Annotated in this window: 16 protein-coding genes; 9 read left to right on the forward strand and 7 right to left on the reverse strand. The window is 41.6% G+C overall.

Annotation, left to right across the window (positions count from 1 at the left end; genetic code table 11):
* Positions 1-139: 139 nt before the first annotated feature.
* Together B4F66_RS02935 and B4F66_RS02940 are read left to right on the forward strand one after the other, a co-directional pair.
* Positions 140-769 (forward strand): DUF5666 domain-containing protein, encoded by a 630-nt coding sequence (locus B4F66_RS02935; RefSeq protein ID WP_292357032.1) that lies wholly within the window; start codon positions 140-142, stop codon positions 767-769.
* Positions 770-1,177: 408 nt separating this feature from the next.
* On the forward strand, positions 1,178-1,498 hold the full coding sequence (locus B4F66_RS02940; protein WP_292357030.1) for a hypothetical protein: 321 nt from the start codon (positions 1,178-1,180) through the stop codon (positions 1,496-1,498).
* Positions 1,499-2,553: 1,055 nt separating this feature from the next.
* Here the strand turns inward: B4F66_RS02940 and B4F66_RS02945 are convergent.
* From B4F66_RS02945 to B4F66_RS02955, 3 genes are read right to left on the reverse strand one after another with little or no spacing between them, the layout of a single operon-like run.
* Complete coding sequence (locus B4F66_RS02945) at positions 2,554-3,012, reverse strand: hypothetical protein (RefSeq protein WP_292357028.1); 459 nt, start codon at positions 3,010-3,012, stop codon at positions 2,554-2,556.
* A gap of 36 nt (positions 3,013-3,048) precedes the next feature.
* Positions 3,049-3,405 carry a hypothetical protein gene (locus tag B4F66_RS02950; protein WP_292357026.1) on the reverse strand — a complete coding sequence of 119 codons (357 nt, stop codon included), beginning with the start codon at positions 3,403-3,405 and terminating at the stop codon, positions 3,049-3,051.
* A 42-nt stretch (positions 3,406-3,447) separates the two neighbouring features.
* Complete coding sequence (locus B4F66_RS02955) at positions 3,448-3,909, reverse strand: hemerythrin domain-containing protein (RefSeq protein ID WP_292357024.1); 462 nt, start codon at positions 3,907-3,909, stop codon at positions 3,448-3,450.
* Between the two features lie 390 nt (positions 3,910-4,299).
* Between B4F66_RS02955 and B4F66_RS02960 the strand changes: the two genes are divergently transcribed.
* From B4F66_RS02960 to fae, 4 genes are all read left to right on the forward strand, one after another.
* Positions 4,300-4,743 (forward strand): DUF2383 domain-containing protein, encoded by a 444-nt coding sequence (locus B4F66_RS02960; RefSeq protein ID WP_292357022.1) that lies wholly within the window; start codon positions 4,300-4,302, stop codon positions 4,741-4,743.
* A 72-nt stretch (positions 4,744-4,815) separates the two neighbouring features.
* A complete protein-coding gene (locus tag B4F66_RS02965; protein WP_292357020.1) occupies positions 4,816-5,109 on the forward strand; it encodes a hypothetical protein in 294 nt (97 codons plus the stop codon).
* Between the two features lie 457 nt (positions 5,110-5,566).
* Positions 5,567-6,475: a KPN_02809 family neutral zinc metallopeptidase gene (gene ypfJ / locus B4F66_RS02970; protein WP_292357018.1), complete on the forward strand. Its 909-nt coding sequence runs from the start codon at positions 5,567-5,569 to the stop codon at positions 6,473-6,475.
* A 283-nt stretch (positions 6,476-6,758) separates the two neighbouring features.
* Positions 6,759-7,310 (forward strand): formaldehyde-activating enzyme, encoded by a 552-nt coding sequence (fae, locus tag B4F66_RS02975; protein WP_292357016.1) that lies wholly within the window; start codon positions 6,759-6,761, stop codon positions 7,308-7,310.
* Between the two features lie 81 nt (positions 7,311-7,391).
* Here fae and dacB read toward each other — a convergent pair whose 3' ends face one another.
* The gene (dacB, locus tag B4F66_RS02980) at positions 7,392-8,798 is read right to left on the reverse strand and encodes a D-alanyl-D-alanine carboxypeptidase/D-alanyl-D-alanine endopeptidase (RefSeq protein ID WP_292411638.1); all 1,407 of its coding nucleotides are present in this window, start codon (positions 8,796-8,798) and stop codon (positions 7,392-7,394) included.
* A 128-nt stretch (positions 8,799-8,926) separates the two neighbouring features.
* Positions 8,927-9,298, reverse strand: coding sequence for a DUF4870 family protein (locus B4F66_RS02985; RefSeq protein WP_292357012.1), 372 nt, complete (start codon positions 9,296-9,298; stop codon positions 8,927-8,929).
* Between the two features lie 827 nt (positions 9,299-10,125).
* On the opposite strand from B4F66_RS02985, the gene gnd reads away from it, so the two are divergent.
* Positions 10,126-11,586, forward strand: coding sequence for a decarboxylating NADP(+)-dependent phosphogluconate dehydrogenase (gene gnd, locus B4F66_RS02990; protein ID WP_292357010.1), 1,461 nt, complete (start codon positions 10,126-10,128; stop codon positions 11,584-11,586).
* A gap of 75 nt (positions 11,587-11,661) precedes the next feature.
* Here gnd and B4F66_RS02995 read toward each other — a convergent pair whose 3' ends face one another.
* The gene (locus B4F66_RS02995) at positions 11,662-12,339 is read right to left on the reverse strand and encodes a response regulator (RefSeq protein WP_292357008.1); all 678 of its coding nucleotides are present in this window, start codon (positions 12,337-12,339) and stop codon (positions 11,662-11,664) included.
* 58 nt (positions 12,340-12,397) lie between these two features.
* Positions 12,398-13,894, reverse strand: a complete 1,497-nt coding sequence (locus B4F66_RS03000; protein ID WP_292357006.1) for a sensor histidine kinase — start codon at positions 13,892-13,894, stop codon at positions 12,398-12,400.
* Positions 13,895-14,136: 242 nt separating this feature from the next.
* Here B4F66_RS03000 and B4F66_RS03005 point away from each other — a divergent pair, with 242 nt between their 5' ends.
* Together B4F66_RS03005 and trkA are read left to right on the forward strand one after the other, a co-directional pair.
* Positions 14,137-15,582: a TrkH family potassium uptake protein gene (locus tag B4F66_RS03005; protein ID WP_292357004.1), complete on the forward strand. Its 1,446-nt coding sequence runs from the start codon at positions 14,137-14,139 to the stop codon at positions 15,580-15,582.
* Between the two features lie 16 nt (positions 15,583-15,598).
* Positions 15,599-16,972 (forward strand): Trk system potassium transporter TrkA, encoded by a 1,374-nt coding sequence (trkA, locus tag B4F66_RS03010; RefSeq protein ID WP_292357002.1) that lies wholly within the window; start codon positions 15,599-15,601, stop codon positions 16,970-16,972.
* The last annotated feature ends 74 nt before the right edge of the window (positions 16,973-17,046 follow it).

The following is a 17,046-nucleotide window of genomic DNA, read 5'->3' on the forward strand; positions in this document are numbered from 1 at the left end:
ATAATTTCAAATTCAGCTTTAGAGTTGATAATGATGACCAAGTTAAGCATTGCTGATTTAGAGTCATCAAAAGTATTCCTTGTAAATAATATGACTGATTTTTACTCAGACTATAGAAGACGTTTATTAGGAGGAAGATATGAATAACGCGAGAATCCTGACATTTGCTTCTTTGACTTTATTTGCATTGCCAGCAGTCGCTATAAATCCTTACGCGTTAGAAGATGATAGCTGGATCAGTATTAATGGTGAAGTTACCTCTGTCACCGCTGATGCGTTTGAACTGGATTATGGTGATGGGCAGATCACTGTAGAAATGGACGATGGCGACCGTGATGCTGATGGTTACAAGTTAATCCAGGGGGATGAAGTGAGAGTCTCAGGCATGATCGATGATGATTTTTACGATCTAACTACTATAGAAGCCAGCAGTGTTTATGTAAAAAATATTGATACCTATTTTTATGCGAGTGCAATGGATGAGGAGGATATAGGTTATTCAATAATCTCACCCAGTGTAACGGATACAGTAGTGCAGGGGACGATTACCAGCGTAGATGCGAATGGAGAGCAATTTACGCTTGATTCCGGACTTCAGGAGCTGACTGTCGAAGTGGATGAATTGACATACAATCCGCTCGATAATGAGGGATTTCAACAGCTTGATGTAGGGGACAGAGTAAGCGTGCAAGGAAGCATTGATCACGACTTTTTTGAAGGTCGAGTTTTTGAAGCAAACTATGTAACAACCCTTTATAGCGCTTCATAATCGTTTTAAATACACAGGCTATGCTGGCTCAGTCGGCATAGCCTTATTTCAAATGTAATGTCTGATGCTAGTCCGCTATTGATTTATTACTTAGAAATTTTTATGGCAATGCTGAACAAACACCTAAAAAAATTTAGATGTGATTGTAAAAATTACATGACTTTGTCATTAGTTGTACATGAAAAATTCATAACAGATCTTGAGCATAAGTTTAATGTATTTTGCATTAAAGTCTTGCCAAGCTGCTGATTTTAAATAATAATTTTTTTGAATTTTCCGTGTATTTTATAGTGATAATTATTTTGGCATGAGGCTTGCGAGGTTGTTTGTTACAAAGAAAGCATTCGGCTCTTTCTTTGATTTTCTACCTGAATACAAAAATTGCCGTTAAATATAAAGGAGAATGAAATGTTTAAGCAACTATTTCTTTCAACTGCAATTGCTACAGCTTTTGCTGTTACACCTGTCTTAGCAGATGATCATGAAAAAATGAATAAAGATGATCCTGAGTGGGAACAAAAAGTTAATAAAACTCAGCATGACATGGACAAAAAACATCAGGATAATGAGAAGAAAATGGACAAAAACCGTCAGGGTGATACAACCACCTATGATGAAATGGATGAAGACATGGACGTGGTGCCTGATGAAGAAGCCTATGATAAGGATAAGGGCGGAAACGATAAGCACCCTGCCCACAAAATGGGTGAGGAAGGATATCCTGAATAAAATAAATTGAACGTAAAATAAAATTCTAAGTTCAATGGGAGCGTAGCGTTTTAATGGAGTAATTAGCTGGTTGATTTCTCAGTGTTGACCAACAAATTTACTAAGGAAGTAACGCTACGTTTTCATTTTTTTATCAAACTAATTTCTCACCTAAGCATTTCATTTTAACAAATGAAATGTGATGTCCTTAAGGCCTTCTAACTTCATATTCTTATTTGATATAAGCCTTAATGCTTTCTTGAGCATTTTGGATAGGAGTTTAAAATGGCTACACAACTCATTAAAATGACTTTTTTTGCCAGCATGATTACGAGTCTGCCTTTACTGGCAGATGAAATGAATGAATTAAAACGAGATAGACAATCCTGTTACTCATAGTAATAATATTTCAAGTACAAATCTAGCCGGGATACTGTGACACAGGGAGTAATAGGAGCTGAAGCAGATGAAAACTAGAAGCTTGTTCCAGAATGATTCCCCGCTAAGACGAAAAAAGATACTGAGGTCCTAACTTCGTCTATATGATGAGATTACTGATGATATTGAAACATTTGATGCGGATTAATGATTTAGGGCTTGTTTATCTTTCATATCCACCACTGCTGGCGGCTATTTTGTTTTGTGTGCGACAAGGCGAAAAGCACGCCGTGTAGTCTTCCTACATAAGTGATTGACAAATGAGTCTGGAACTCATTTGAACAGCTTAGCTGGTCGCGTAGCGGTGAAATACAGGGATGTATTTCATACAACCCAGGCGGCCGCAAAAATAGTCCCAGCCCTTCGGGTTGTGACTGAAAAAGCGTCACTCTACGTTACTCGTCACTTATTTAGAATTACTACAAAAACGTCAGGACAAGCAATGTTCCAGACATTGCTTTTGCATACACTCCATCCATGGAGATAAACGTTTTTGAGCGCAAGCCCCAATGGGGTGAGATACATGGATGTATCTCACAAAAGGCGTTCCTCGTACCTTGATTGACGCTTTTTCAGCTCACAACAGAGGCGGAGATGAAAGATAAACAAGCCCTTAGAGCCTGCTCCAATAATTTATTTTATAACTGTTTAAGTGTCTGACAGGCATTATGTCCTTTACTAAGTAAAATGATGTTTTTGTGTATACAGGCATCATTCCATCCATTTACATTATCTGGAGCGGCCCGTTTGGAAAAAAATTCCAAGTCCACGGCCACTGTATCGGTAAATTGATACAGTTCAATTCGTTCACTCTTCCATTGGCCAACCCAACCACCTTCAGCATTTTCAATCAAGGTTTGGCGTTGATACTGCTTTTCAAACCCGGCCGCTTCAACATCTGCAATCTGGATTAACTGATCATTAAACGAGATTTTATAGAGCAGCATCAGGCCTAGTAAAAGTGCCGCAAAACATAGGGTATTAATAAAATGATCTGTGGTGGTTAAACCGGGATTTTTGGTATGACATTGGACACAATTATTTGCTGTTCGTGCTACCTGATATTCACAGTTTCGACATTTAACCAGTTTTGCCATTGCAAATTCCCTTTTTTATATCGTTGGTCAGAAAGGTCAGCTGACGAGCTTACGATAGTTATCCAAAATCCAATGCACTCTTTCACAGGCTTGAATGTAATCCACGATCATCGATACAGAAGGGGACTGAATCCCTTCGATACTCATACGTGTATATTCCAGACTATGGATAAGATTTCCCAAGCGGGGATCCAAAACCGTGATTTCACCAATATCAAGCCTGCCCTGTTTGATTGAATCATTGTTTGGCTTGTCAGCTGATGCAGATAAAAAATTGATTTCCTTTTCTAAAACATCCCAGGCTTTACGCATGGAATAAATAGGGAACAAGGTGGCTTCTTTTTTCAGTGACATCCATTCCATTTCTGCTTTGTTTGCATGACTGTTATCCATAATCATTATTCCCAGATGGGTTTATGAAGTTTTACTCAAGTGTTATTTATTGAGTTGTTGTTTGCGTTGAAACAGTTTTTCGCCGAGTAACGCCAAATCAACATCACTTTTCTGCAATAAAGGAAACATTTCGTCTTCTTCTTCTTTAACATGGTGCTCAATGTATTCTGAAAGCACCTTGACTTTGGCATCAAATAATTCCTCATCTGCCTGCATTTGTTGAATTTCTTTGATCAATACCTTGGCACTGTCATGTTCAACCTTAGCTTCATTGAGCAAATCTTTTTCATCTGAAAGTTTTTCACGAAACGCTGGGTAGATAATTTCCTCTTCCAACTGGGTATGCAGTGTCAGTTCTGCACAAATTTGATCGGCCAGCTTTTTCTTATGAACAAACGCATATGGCCCGAGCTCTTCATATTGGGCGAACGCCTGTTTAACTTTCTGATGATCTTTTTTCAGTAAGGTTATGGCGTTGTGCTGTGTCTTTTTTGTATCAGTCATGTTTCTAAACCTTTTGATTTCGGTAGATTACTATCAGTCCTTTTGCAAATTACGTACCCGAGATGAACAAATCTCTGCTAAAGCCTGGTGGGCTTGGATATAGCTGAAAGTTTTATAAGTTTTCAATGAATAAAAGAAAATAAAATATGGGTAAAAATTACTGTCATTACAGAAAAATTTATAGGAATAAATCGAAATTTCCCTTGCGAGGGGGAAACTAGAATTTTCAGAACCTCATTAATGCTTACTCTCAGGGTCTGGCATAAGGATTGCTGATAGTGGTTAATGTGCACTTATATCAAGTGTGAGCTCAACCAGATAAGAATTTCCAAAGTTACTATTTAACACTCAGTAAAACGTAATAAATCTAATGTTGAAAGGATAATCGTAATGACTGAAATGAACTCGGAAGATCTAATCAAAAAGCTCAATAATTTAATTGAACTCGATTACGATGCCATTGCTGCTTATAAAGCGGCGATTGAGCGTCTTGATGACATGCAGTTTAAACAACAATTAGCCGCATTTATGGAAGACCATCAAAACCACATTACGGCTTTAAGTGAATCAGTAAGGCTGGAAGGTGGAAATCCGGCTGATGGCGGTGATCTAAAACAGATACTCACTAAAGGCAAAGTTGTGATAGCTGAACTGGGTGGAGATAAGGCCATTCTTAAAGCAATGAAAATGAATGAAGAAGTTACTAATAAAAGTTATGAAGAAATGGTAGATGAGCCTTTCCCAGGAACAATAAAACTCATTTTACAAAATGGTTTGGCAGATGAAAGACGTCACCGAGCATGGATTAATGCAACCCTTGAACAAATTTCTTGATTACGCAACAACCTCAATTCGTTAACTAATCCTAGCTCTATGGCACAGATTAATTGATAAGGAGTAAATACTATGTGGAAAGCACTATTTTTTACCATGACATTAGCTTTCTCGTCGGTCATATTATCCGGTTGTTCCGATGAACAGGATAATCAAATGGGGCAGGACTCTGAGCTGGATGCTGACCCACAGTGGAGCGAGAACCCTTATGGTGATGAAGATGTGGAGGAAATTGAAAACCCTCAATCAGCTGAAGAAATCAACCGCAACAAAGATGATAGCGATTTAACTGAAACACCTCCTTATGATGAAGAAGATAGTGGTTTAGATGAGGCAACTGAACAAGGTGTTGGGCAGCAATATTAAAATTGCTTCACCGGAATCTGACTTATCCAACTAGAACCCAATAAATCATAAAGGTTTATTGGGTTTTCTTTTAAATTAATGAATTTTGGATCCTATTTGGACACCGGCTTGATTCTGCCGCCATGGCTTACTATCGCAAAAAGCATAGTTTTTACAGTCAGCAGTGCAACCTCGGCACGGTAACCGTTTCGATTGTAGGATGTGTTTCAAATTTGGCTCAGATTTACTATTACGCATATTAACGGCTCGTTTAATGATTCATGATTAAAGTAGCTTTTTCCAGGTGAATATGCCGTGAAAAATTTCTATTTCGGTAGAAAATAAGCTTTTAAATAAAAACCATTGACGCTTATAAAACTGCTTTAGCTTCATCTATGGAAAAGACTATGATGTCTGCAGAATCACATAACGTTAATTTCATCGACATTTCAGCTCGTATAAATAAGGATTTATAACAATGCGTTGGAAGGGAAGACCCAAAAGCAGCAATATTGAAGACAGACGGGCCATGCGTACTTCTGGAGCTGGAGGCTTAGGACGTGGTGGTTTACGATTATTACCGTTGGTTTTTCGATTTCTTGGTGTTAAAGGTACTTTGTTAGTAATTGTCGCTGTGGTTGCTTATGGTTTGTTTACCGGTAATTTAGGCAATATGCTCTATGCGCTAGGACTGGGAGAAAGTCCACCCACCAGCGTTTCCACCGAAACGTTAAATCAAACGCCGCAGGAAAAAGAACTAGTTGAATTTGTCTCAGTAATCCTCGCAGATACCGAGCAGACGTGGAGCAGTATCTTTCAGGAAAATGATGAACAGTATCAGGAGCCTCATCTGGTGTTGTTCAGAGGGGTGGTACGTTCGGCTTGCGGCATTGCCCAGTCAGCAATCGGCCCTTTTTATTGTCCTGCAGATCAACAGATTTATCTGGATCTGAATTTTTTCGATCAACTCAAAAACCGATTCAAAGCACCTGGTGATTTTGCTCAGGCATATGTGATTGCACATGAAGTGGGACATCATATTCAGACTCTGATGGGGATTTCAGAAAAAGTTCATGCTGCCCGCAGCCGGTTAAACGAAACAGAAGCCAACAAACTCTCGGTCAAACAGGAATTACAGGCAGACTGTTTTGCAGGTATCTGGGCCAATCATGCAAATGATCAACGTCAACTTTTGGAAACCGGTGATATTGAAGAAGGGCTAAGAGCTGCCAGTGCGATAGGGGATGATACCTTGCAAAAACAATCGCAAGGTTATGTAAGCCCCGATTCATTTACCCATGGTAGTTCGCAACAACGAATGCAGTGGTTTAAAACGGGATTTGAAACTGGAGATATCGCGCGTTGTAATACATTTGCAAACGGTTAATCCCTTTAGGAAAGAGTTTCTTTATTTTAAAAATTACAGATGCTCTGCTCACCGGATGCAATATTTTGGAAGCTTAAAATGTAATATTCCCCAATTTATATTGATAAGCATACTGAATACAGGTCATTTTGATGTGTTCGTTAGCATTTATTGAATGTGATTAATACCAAAAATAGACTGCATAAATTACGGTCAATTACACCTTTTGGATTATTGCTTGCGGGCGCAGATACCAGCAACATAGAATGGCGCGTTTTTTCTTATAATTATTTGGAGTTTAACAATGTCAGAACCCGTTTGGTTTAGAACCGCAGAAGCCACCGTTTTTGCCAGTGAAGATCAAGGCACGGATGCGATGCCGGAAATTTTAATTGGCAGCACCAAAGGTCCGGCAGGCCAGGCATTTGCCAATTTGATGGGGCAGACAGAAGGTCACACCCGTATGTTTGCCATTCGTGCCACCAATCAACAGGTTAAACCGGCAACCATGATCGTGCCTAAAGTGACCATCAAATCGAGCAGTTATGTGGAATTGTTTGGTGGACCGGTTCAGTCGGCGGTGGCCGATGCGGTATTGGATAGCGTTATTGAAGGCGTCATACCAAAAGAACATGCTGATGATTTATGTATCGTGGCGATGATTTGGATCGCGCCAGATGCGGCTGCTAATCCGGATGTTGATCGCAAGGACTTATACCGCACGAATTACGAAGCGATGAAATTGGCCATCAAACGTGCGATGTCAGGTTCACCAACAATTGATGAACTGATTGCGAACCGCAACAAAATCCATCATGAAATGTATGATCCAGAAACGGGTGAATCAGCCTGGTAAGTTAAAGCTGTATTCACTAAAAAACCCTCTTTGTGTGAGCAAAGAGGGTTTTTTTTGGTTACAGGACAAGTAGTCGTCTATTTAATGCTCGTTAAATAACTTTTCATAAAAACCACGTTCAAAATCCCGAAGTGGCTTACGTGCAACATTGCGGTTGTCACTATCTGAATGATAATTGGAAAGTAACTGTACAAAGTACAATGACTTGCCTGATTTTGTATTTATTTTCCCAGCCAGATTGTAAACACCATAGATAGAACCGGTTTTTGCTGTTACTTTGCCACTCAATGGCGTATTGATCAGGCTACTGCGGTATCGCAGGGTTCCAGACTGTCCTGATACGGGTAGCGTATCAACCAGTCCCAGCTCCTTATGGCTGAAGATGTACTGGACGACCTGCATTAACTGCTTGGCGGTGACCCTATTGTTACGTGATAACCCTGAACCATCCATGATAATGGCACGAGACAAATCAATACCGGCTTTTTCCTTAAATACCTCTTTGATGGCGGCCGCACCATTCTCATAACTACCAGGTTGTTTGTAATAAACACGGCCAACCGTTTTAAGCAGATTATCAGCAATCAGATTATCCGACCGTTTCATCATCAAATCGATCAGTTTCATCAATGGTTCTGATTGATGCAAGGCAATAACGGTCCCATGTGCGGTATCGTCACGAATAATTTTGCCACGTAATCTGATTCCGGCACGATCCAGTTCCTCCTGAAGAACCTCCTTGAGATATAAGGTGGTGTTTTGTACCGCAAGATGAAAATTTACTGGCAAACGATGCGAGCCCACGCATCCATTAAGTGAGAAGTGATTTTTATTGTCGGCAGTCAGCTTGAGATCACAATCAATATTCTGATTTTCCAGGCCTTCGCGGATGATGATATCGTCAGCACTGATACTGATATATGGCGAGCCACTGGCTTTCAGCCCCTTAACGGGTGCCGGGGTAGTGCCCTCAATTTTTCCGTAGATACAGTTACCATTCATCGTAATGCTACTGGACGGGGCACTGTAACAGACACCCATAATATCCCATGGTAAGCCAACAGCACGCTCAGAGGTGTCGAAGGCGCTGCCGTTCAAATAGAGATTTCCATCGATAGTAGTTTGCTTGAGCTTAAGTTTTTCGACCAGAACACGCAGATGGGTGCGGGTGAAAGTCGGGTCTCCACTGAAATTGATTATCACATCGCGATCAGTCGTTTCCATTGTGGTTTCAAAACGAAAATCTTTATCCAGAACCAGGCGAGCTCCCAGACCCGTAATGATTTTCTGCAAACTGGCAGGTTGCTGGAACTGTTCAGCACGTTCAGAGTAAATTTCCTTGCCACTTGCGGTATCGACAACATACAAAGCAATATCTGCACCTTCCGGTGTAGGCTTGCCGTTCAATGCCGGGTCAGAAAAAGTTTGTGTAGCGTAAGTAGAAACACTAAAGAAAAGCAACATTACCAGGGTGAGATATTTGGTCATACAGTCCAGTGATACATGAGTTTTAAGTTAAAAGATTGCAAAGCCTATCATGAAATTCAGCATTTAATTTGAAACAAAAAGCTAAGCTTGGAGAAACGCCGACGACAACAGCGATTGGCTGGTGAATCTTAAGTGTACATCGGTTTGTTTTCGGCCACATTCATCCAGCCTTTGGCTATACGGTAGATAACCCAAATCGCATTGGCCAGCAGAATGAAAACCCCGATAACTACAGCACTCAATAAAGCACCTATCAAGCCCCACAAAAGACAAAACCAGAAGGTACGGATCTGCCAGCGAAAATGTGATTCAAGCCACGTTCCACGCACATCATCGCGTTTGATGTAGTTCATGATAACGGCAACCAGGAACGTTAAACCAACAATAAAGGATGCTGCCTGCAGGGCATAAATAACAATCGTCAGTGTTTTGACTTGATTTGAATTATCGTTCATATCGGGGTCTGGGGAAGGATTGGGAATAATTCTGGGTTCAGACATGAAATATCCTTTGGTTATCTGCCTGCAAGGATAAATCTTTTGCAGGCAGATACCAAAACTTTATCTCAGGAAAAAACTATGTTGGAGTGAAATTTTGCTATATCGCTGTTTTAATTAAGAAGTGAAATTAGTTAAGCGTTTCATGTGGAGTGGAGTTAGAGCAATGAGAGCATTCACTGATTAGATGAGCCTGGTTGTAAAACTTTCTTCTGGCAACATGAATTGCCGTTTTACAATCTGGCAAATCACCCAATTGAATGCGATCAATCATTGGGGGTAAATTGGGACATGTTTCTGGACACACATGATGAGTGTCACATCCCTTGTTAGGAAGCTTAGGATTTGAATCTAGGTAATAACTTGCCATATCGATATCTCCCTGATCTTATCAACATCTTTGTTTTCCGTTAGGCCAATATTGAACTAACAGGTAAGTCACATATTTATTATTACTCTTACAACCCCAGTTACCGTAAATGAATAATTCCTGTTTTCACAGGAAACTTTACCCGTCAACACCTAAGGAAAACAGAAAACCCATGAATTTACAACAGCTTGGAGCCGTTAATTCAGACTCTTAATTTAAAGTTATTTAAACAAAATAACGATTTCCCGCCAATAAATGATAACCACGTCACACTTTATGCGCAATAAATGCTGACAATAATCCAAAAATGTTAACTCTGTCACATTTTTTATGGATATTAATCGTTTTTATCGATTGTTTTTGTATGAATAAACTGTTTTACAGATTAATCCTTTGTGAGTATTGTGGCAACCCTGAACAAATAAGCCACTACAACAAAACTATATAGGGATTTAATCATATGAAAACAACCCGTCAAACCGCTGACATTGGTATCGTCGGACTTGCTGTCATGGGCCAGAATCTGGCTTTAAATATGAACGATAAAGGTTTTACCGTTGCTGTTTACAACCGAACAGCCACGAAAGTAGACGAGTTCATGCAGGGCCCTGCAAATGGTTCCAGAATTATTGCCTGTCACGATTTGAAAGCGTTTACTGAATCATTGCAACGGCCCAGGAGGGTTATGTTGATGGTAAAGGCAGGGGATGTGGTCGACAGCTTTATCCAGCAACTTTTACCGTATCTGGAGAAAGGTGACATTATCATAGATGGTGGTAACTCTTTGTTTAATGACAGCGATCGCCGTACTCAGGAATTACATCAGCAAGGGATTCTGTTTATTGGCAGTGGTGTGTCTGGTGGTGAAGAGGGGGCACGCCATGGACCTTCGTTAATGCCCGGTGGTAATAAAGCTGCATGGCCAGCAATAAAAGATATATTCCAATCAATCTCTGCGCAGGTTGATGGTGAGCCTTGCTGTGACTGGGTAGGAAATGATGGGGCAGGCCATTATGTGAAGATGGTGCATAACGGTATTGAATATGGCGATATGCAACTGATTTGTGAAGCCTATCAGATGATGCGAGAAGGCATGGGGTTGTCAGGTGATGAAATTCAACAGGTATTTGCCGAATGGAATGATGGTGTGCTGGATTCCTATCTGATTGAAATTACTCGCGACATTCTTAAAGTAAAAGAACCTGATGGCAGTTTGTTAATCGATCATATTCTGGATACCGCAGGTCAAAAAGGTACCGGAAAATGGACGGGCATGAATGCGTTGGATTTAGGCACGCCTTTAACATTGATAGGTGAGGCGGTATTTGCCCGTTGTTTGTCAGCGTTGAAAGATGAACGGGTTACGGCATCTCGCGTATTACCGGCTAAGGCGGTTGCTTTTACTGGTGATAAACGTGAAATGATTGATGCCGTTCGGGATGCACTTTATGCCTCCAAAATCATTTCCTATGCCCAAGGCTATATGTTAATGCGTGAAGCAGCGGCAACTTATGGTTGGGAGTTGAATTATGGGGGTATTGCGATGATGTGGCGTGGTGGCTGTATTATTCGGAGCCAGTTTTTATCCAAAATCCGTGACGCTTTTGAGCGGAATCCGAATTTGCAGAACCTATTGCTGGATGAGTTCTTTATTGACGCCATCAGCGAAGCATTGCCGGGCTGGAGAAAAGCGGTCGTTACAGCGATTGACGTTGGTGTGCCGGTACCTACCTTCAGCAGTGCTTTGTCATTTTATGATGGTTATCGCAGTAAACGTTTGCCAGCCAATTTGTTACAGGCACAACGCGATTATTTTGGTGCCCATACATACGAACGACTCGATAAACCCCGAGGTGAATTTTTTCACACCAACTGGACAGGACGCGGTGGAAATATATCTGCCAGCAACTACGATGTCTGAATGTGTTTCACGCCTCAGTGATATGCCTCCTGTCATATCATTGAGGCAGATTTAAGGTGAAATGAGTTTTTTAATTTAAACTTTAAACCGGTATCCCACACCTTGAACGGTTTCAATAAATCTTGGTTGTATAGGTTCTTCACCAAGTTTATGGCGTAACTGGCGTACTAGAACACGTAAATAATGTGTTTCATCAACAAAGCTTTCACCCCAGATGGTCTGGGTTAAAAAACGATGGGTCAGGATATGCCCTGGCTGTTCTGTGAGTAATCGAAGCAACTCGAATTCTTTACGAGATAAATGAATTATTCTGTCATCCAGTTTGACCTGATATTCCGCTAAATCGATAAACAGGCCATTGATTTCACGTTTACTGTTAGAAGCTACAGTATTGTCACTTATTCTCAGTAACGCTCTAACCCGAGCCATCAACTCACTGATGCCAAACGGTTTGGTGACATAATCATTAGCACCGGCATCCAATGCCTGCACTTTTTCATCTTCGCTGGATCGAACAGACAGAACAATAATCGGGATCTGTGACCATTTACGTAATGCTTTTATAACATCCTGTCCATCCATATCCGGCAAACCTAAGTCCACAATCAACAGGTCAACCTTTTGTTCGACCATAATGGCTAATCCTTGTTCACCGAGCCTGGCTTCCAGCACCACATGATGATGTGCTTCAAGACTGATCCTCAAAAATTTCTTAATCTGAGCTTCGTCTTCTATGAGTAATATTGTGGCCATGTAAATACTCTGTGGAGGTTAGGACTTATTGATCTTTCATATTCACCACTGCTGGCGGCTATGAAAGATCAACAGCCCCTTGGTTATTTGGTAGCTTGATCCGCATCATCGTGCCTTTGCCATAAGGATTATCCAATGCCATCACCTCGCCACCATGCGCTTCAACCATGCCGCGGCAAATTGCCAGGCCCATTCCAGTGCCCGGTAAACTGGATTCGTGTCGATCACCTTGAGCAAGGCTGTAAAACATATTGAATACTTTTTCCTTTTCAGTATCGGCAATACCCGGTCCGTTATCGATAATATCCAGCGTTATCCAATTGTCATCATGCTGAACGATTAACTTTATTGCCAATTCTGCTGTGTTATGGCGAATGGCATTATCAAGCAGATTGAAAATGGCTTGTTCGATAATTAAACCCTGAACATAAAGCATCGGGGTATCTTCTGTTAATTCAAGCTCGAATTGCACATTATCTAATTGATGGCCCAACCGTCTTATAGCACCGTTAATCAGATCGTCGATATCCATCCATTCACGATTCAGGTTCAGTTTACCCTGGCTCAGACGAGTCATATCAAGCAGATTCTGAATATGACGGTCCAACCTGTGCGCTTCATCTTCAATGGTCTGGATCAGCAGCTGCTGATCATCAGTCGATAAATGCTGAGCATATTCACGTAATGACGAACTCGCCCCGATAATGGAAGAGAGGGGGGTACGTAAATCATGTGAAACTGAAGAAAGTAATGTGGCACGTAGTTGTTCTGTTTCTGCCAGTAATTTGGTTTGTGAGAGTTCCGCCACCAGCATGGTACGGTGTAATACCACTGCGGTTAGCTGGCAGAACGTTTCTGTAGCCGTAATTTGCTTGTCATTAATGCGTTCATTAATGGCCACCAGGCCAAGCTGTCTGCCATCCCAGCTAAGTGGAAAAAACAACCATCCCTTGTGCCAGGTTTCACCGTCCAGATGTTTGGATAGCATTAATTTAAAAACTTCTTCACCAGGATGACCACTCGATATGCCCTCCGGGTGCAAAATCAATTTAGACTCCTGCTGGATGGCAATCACCACACGACCATCATTGCTCAGAACTCGCCGTAAGGCCTCCAATAAAATTTCGATAGTGGTTTCAGTGTTGGTCGCGAAAGAGAGCTTTTGACTGAACTCATAGAAATGAGACAGCCGGTTTAATGCCATTTCCTGCTTGGCTATAGCTTCGCGCATTTGCGTCGCTAAATGTGCCGTCATCAATGCCACCATCAAAAATATAATTAATGTGGCGACATCCGCTTTGTGCAGAATATTAAAAGTGTAATAAGGCTCAGTAAAAAAGTAATTGAAAGCCATAAAGCTGAACAAGCTGCTTAATAAAGCCGGACCAAAACTGGTTTTGGCTGATATCAGCAACACACCCGCCAGAAACAGTAATAACAGACTGGTGTAGGGCAGATAACGGTTAAGCACCTGGGCAAACAACACGATCACAAAAATCAATCCGATCGCGAGCAGATAATGTTTGAGCGGAGTATTAGTTGGAAGAAAACGCATAGCTGATCGCTTTTTCTGGAAAATTCTTAAAGTTGTTTTAACAATAAATCGCATTTAAAAAAGTAAAATTTATATAAAATTTTTATCTTTTTTTTAGCTGACTTTCAGTCTCCTGAAACCAATAATCCATTAACGTTGATTATAGGGATGAATAGACTGATGTTAAGTTTTACCAAGTTGTTTCAAAGGCATATTACACCGTGTGTTGCTTGGCTTACATTTTTGATTGAGGTCGTAAGCTAATGCATTGGCGAGCCATCATCCGGTTATTTGGTTTGCTGTTGATGTTTTACAGTCTCAGCTTTCTGCCTTCATTAATCGTTTCATGGATCTACAGCGATGGACAATGGATAACCTTTATCGGGTCCAGCCTGATTGTGTTTTTATTGGGATTATCGTTGTGGCTAAGCAACTATCATCAACGTCAGGAATTATCCGTTCGTGATGGCTTTCTGGTCGTAACACTCTTCTGGTTTATATTGGGGCTGGTCGGCGCTTTACCCTTTTACCTCAGTCTGCATCTGGGGTTTACCGATGCGGTATTCGAATCCATTTCAGGATTTACCACCACGGGCGCGACCGTTATTGTTGGGTTAGATCAATTACCCCAATCAATTTTATATCATCGACAACAAATCCAATGGTTAGGCGGCATGGGGATTATCGTTCTGGCGGTCGCCATTCTGCCTTTATTAGGCGTCGGGGGCATGCAGCTGTATCGAGCGGAAACTTCCGGCGTTGCCAAAAATGAAAAAATGACACCCAGAATCGCTGAAACTGCCCGTTCCCTGTGGCTGATCTATCTGTTACTTACGGTGTGTTGTGCGTTAGCTTACTGGTTTGCAGGGATGAGTTTCTTCGATGCGGTAGGCCACGCCTTTACTACCGTGGCGACCGGAGGCTTTTCTACTCATGACGACAGTATCGGCTATTTTAACAGTCCACTTATTGAAGCTATCGCAATCGTATTTATGTTGGCTGGCGGGGTGAACTTTGCCGTGCATTTTTTAGTGTTAAGACGCAAGCTAATATCTTCATATGCCGAAGATCCGGAAGTAAGAACTTTTGGATTATTGTTTGTCTTTGCCAGTATTTTTATTGCGATAAGCCTGTATTTCGCCGGGGTGTATTCTGGCGGATGGGAAGCGCTTCGTTATGCTGCGTTTCAGGTGGCTTCCATTATGACTAGTACCGGTTTTGGTACGGCGGTATTCGCGGAATGGCCATTACACATCCCGTTAATTCTGGTGATTTTGTCATTTATTGGTGGATGTGCCGGTTCAACCGCGGGTGGCATTAAAGTTATGCGTATCATGTTGCTGGCGAAACTGGGTTTACGGCAACTCGAGTTATTGGTGCATCCTCGCTCCGTATCTGTGGTGAAGTTGGGAAAACGGCCAATATCTGAAACAGTATTGTTTTCGATTTGGGGTTTTTATGTGCTTTATATTGTCACAGCATTGATGCTGACAGTTGCAATGATGGCAGCCGGCCTTGATTTGATTTCAGCTTTTGGGGCAGTGGTTGCAACGATCAATCTTCTGGGCCCGGGTTTAGGAGAGGTTGCCTCAAATTTTGCCACAATGGATGCCACGGTTAAATGGCTCGGGATCTTCGCAATGCTGGTAGGACGCCTGGAAGTGTTCACCTTGTTGATTCTATTTCTGCCAGCCTATTGGCGCAATTAACAGAGAGGTTTTGCAGATGAAAATTATTATTCTGGGTGCGGGACAGGTCGGCAGTTCGACGGCAGAAAGTCTGGTCAATGAAGGTAACGATGTCACGGTGATTGATCAGAATCCGGTATTGCTGGAGCGATTGCAGGAACATCTGGATATTCGCACGGTGGTGGGATATGCAGCACACCCCGGTACCTTGTTAAAAGCGGGCATCAAAGACACCGATATGCTGATCGCGGTCACCCATAATGATGAAATCAACATGATTGCCTGTCAGATTGCCAGCTCACTATTTAATACGCCCAAAAAACTGGCGCGGATACGTGCCGCAGATTATCTGGAATATCCGGCTTTATTTGCGCTGGATGCTGTGCCAATTGATGTCATTATCAGTCCTGAGCAATTAGTCACTGATTACATTACCCATCTAATTGAACAACCTGAAGTCTTGCAGGTTCTGACCTTTTTTGAAGATCGTGCTCGACTGGTTGCCGTTAGAGTGGATGCCGGGAGTATTATGGATGGTAAAGCCATCCATGATTTGCTGGATCTGCTTCCTAAAATACAAATGCGTATCGCGGCCATTTTCCGAAATGAAAGTGCTATTTCATTGGGAGGAAAAATCACGTTACAGGCCGAGGATGAAGTGTTTTTTCTGGCCGAAAAACATCAAATCAGTGAGCTGGTAAAAGTATTCAAAAAAGATTACCAACCCTATAAACGAATATTTATTGCCGGTGGCGGACAGATTGGTAAACAACTGGCACAGCGGCTGGAAAAGTCACATAACGTTAAAATTATCGAACATAATGAAAATCGTGCACGGGTTATCGCCGAAGAACTGCATCACAGCCTGGTTTTGCATGGTGATGTGGGTGATGCCAGCCTGCTTAAAGAAGAATATATTCATAAAACGGATGTGTTTTGCGCTGTGACTAACGACGACGAAGCCAATATCTTGTCTGCGATGCTGGCGAAGCGCCTGGGAGCTCGCAAAACCTTTTCCATTATCAGTAAGGCCAGCCATGTTGAACTGGTTGAAGGAACCAGTATTGATATTGCCGTATCGCCTGCACAAATTACCATTGGGACCCTATTGACCCATATTCGTCGTGGTGATGTGATTACCGTACATTCGTTAAGACAGGGTGCTGCAGAAGCCATTGAGATCGTGGCACATGGCGATAAGCAAACCTCGAAAGTAGTGGGGCGTAAACTCTCAGAACTCAAACTGCCTAAAACGGCGACCGTTGGAGCGATATTACGCAAAGAAAAGATTTTGTTTGCCGAAAAAAATGTTCAGATTGAAAGCGGCGATCATCTGGTCATCTTTTTGACCGAACAGCAGGATGTCGATGAGGTTGAAAAACTGTTTCAAGTAGGATTTGAGTTTCTGTAAATCAGTTTATTAGAGATGTAGGAGCTTCAGTTTGTATCATCCGTCTTTAATATTTACTTTTTGCCTAAAAGTTC

The organism is Methylophaga sp. UBA3603, from assembly GCF_002375335.1.
Taxonomy (GTDB): domain Bacteria; phylum Pseudomonadota; class Gammaproteobacteria; order Nitrosococcales; family Methylophagaceae; genus Methylophaga.

What these genes read in the sequence shown, in the direction of transcription:
- B4F66_RS02935 (WP_292357032.1), top strand. Translation starts at nt 140, where the DNA reads ATGAATAACGCGAGAATCCTGACATTTGCTTCTTTGACTTTATTTGCA.
- B4F66_RS02940 (WP_292357030.1), top strand. Translation starts at nt 1,178, where the DNA reads ATGTTTAAGCAACTATTTCTTTCAACTGCAATTGCTACAGCTTTTGCT.
- B4F66_RS02945 (WP_292357028.1), bottom strand. Translation starts at nt 3,012, where the DNA reads ATGGCAAAACTGGTTAAATGTCGAAACTGTGAATATCAGGTAGCACGA.
- B4F66_RS02950 (WP_292357026.1), bottom strand. Translation starts at nt 3,405, where the DNA reads ATGGATAACAGTCATGCAAACAAAGCAGAAATGGAATGGATGTCACTG.
- B4F66_RS02955 (WP_292357024.1), bottom strand. Translation starts at nt 3,909, where the DNA reads ATGACTGATACAAAAAAGACACAGCACAACGCCATAACCTTACTGAAA.
- B4F66_RS02960 (WP_292357022.1), top strand. Translation starts at nt 4,300, where the DNA reads ATGACTGAAATGAACTCGGAAGATCTAATCAAAAAGCTCAATAATTTA.
- B4F66_RS02965 (WP_292357020.1), top strand. Translation starts at nt 4,816, where the DNA reads ATGTGGAAAGCACTATTTTTTACCATGACATTAGCTTTCTCGTCGGTC.
- ypfJ (WP_292357018.1), top strand. Translation starts at nt 5,567, where the DNA reads ATGCGTTGGAAGGGAAGACCCAAAAGCAGCAATATTGAAGACAGACGG.
- fae (WP_292357016.1), top strand. Translation starts at nt 6,759, where the DNA reads ATGTCAGAACCCGTTTGGTTTAGAACCGCAGAAGCCACCGTTTTTGCC.
- dacB (WP_292411638.1), bottom strand. Translation starts at nt 8,798, where the DNA reads ATGACCAAATATCTCACCCTGGTAATGTTGCTTTTCTTTAGTGTTTCT.
- B4F66_RS02985 (WP_292357012.1), bottom strand. Translation starts at nt 9,298, where the DNA reads ATGTCTGAACCCAGAATTATTCCCAATCCTTCCCCAGACCCCGATATG.
- gnd (WP_292357010.1), top strand. Translation starts at nt 10,126, where the DNA reads ATGAAAACAACCCGTCAAACCGCTGACATTGGTATCGTCGGACTTGCT.
- B4F66_RS02995 (WP_292357008.1), bottom strand. Translation starts at nt 12,339, where the DNA reads ATGGCCACAATATTACTCATAGAAGACGAAGCTCAGATTAAGAAATTT.
- B4F66_RS03000 (WP_292357006.1), bottom strand. Translation starts at nt 13,894, where the DNA reads ATGCGTTTTCTTCCAACTAATACTCCGCTCAAACATTATCTGCTCGCG.
- B4F66_RS03005 (WP_292357004.1), top strand. Translation starts at nt 14,137, where the DNA reads ATGCATTGGCGAGCCATCATCCGGTTATTTGGTTTGCTGTTGATGTTT.
- trkA (WP_292357002.1), top strand. Translation starts at nt 15,599, where the DNA reads ATGAAAATTATTATTCTGGGTGCGGGACAGGTCGGCAGTTCGACGGCA.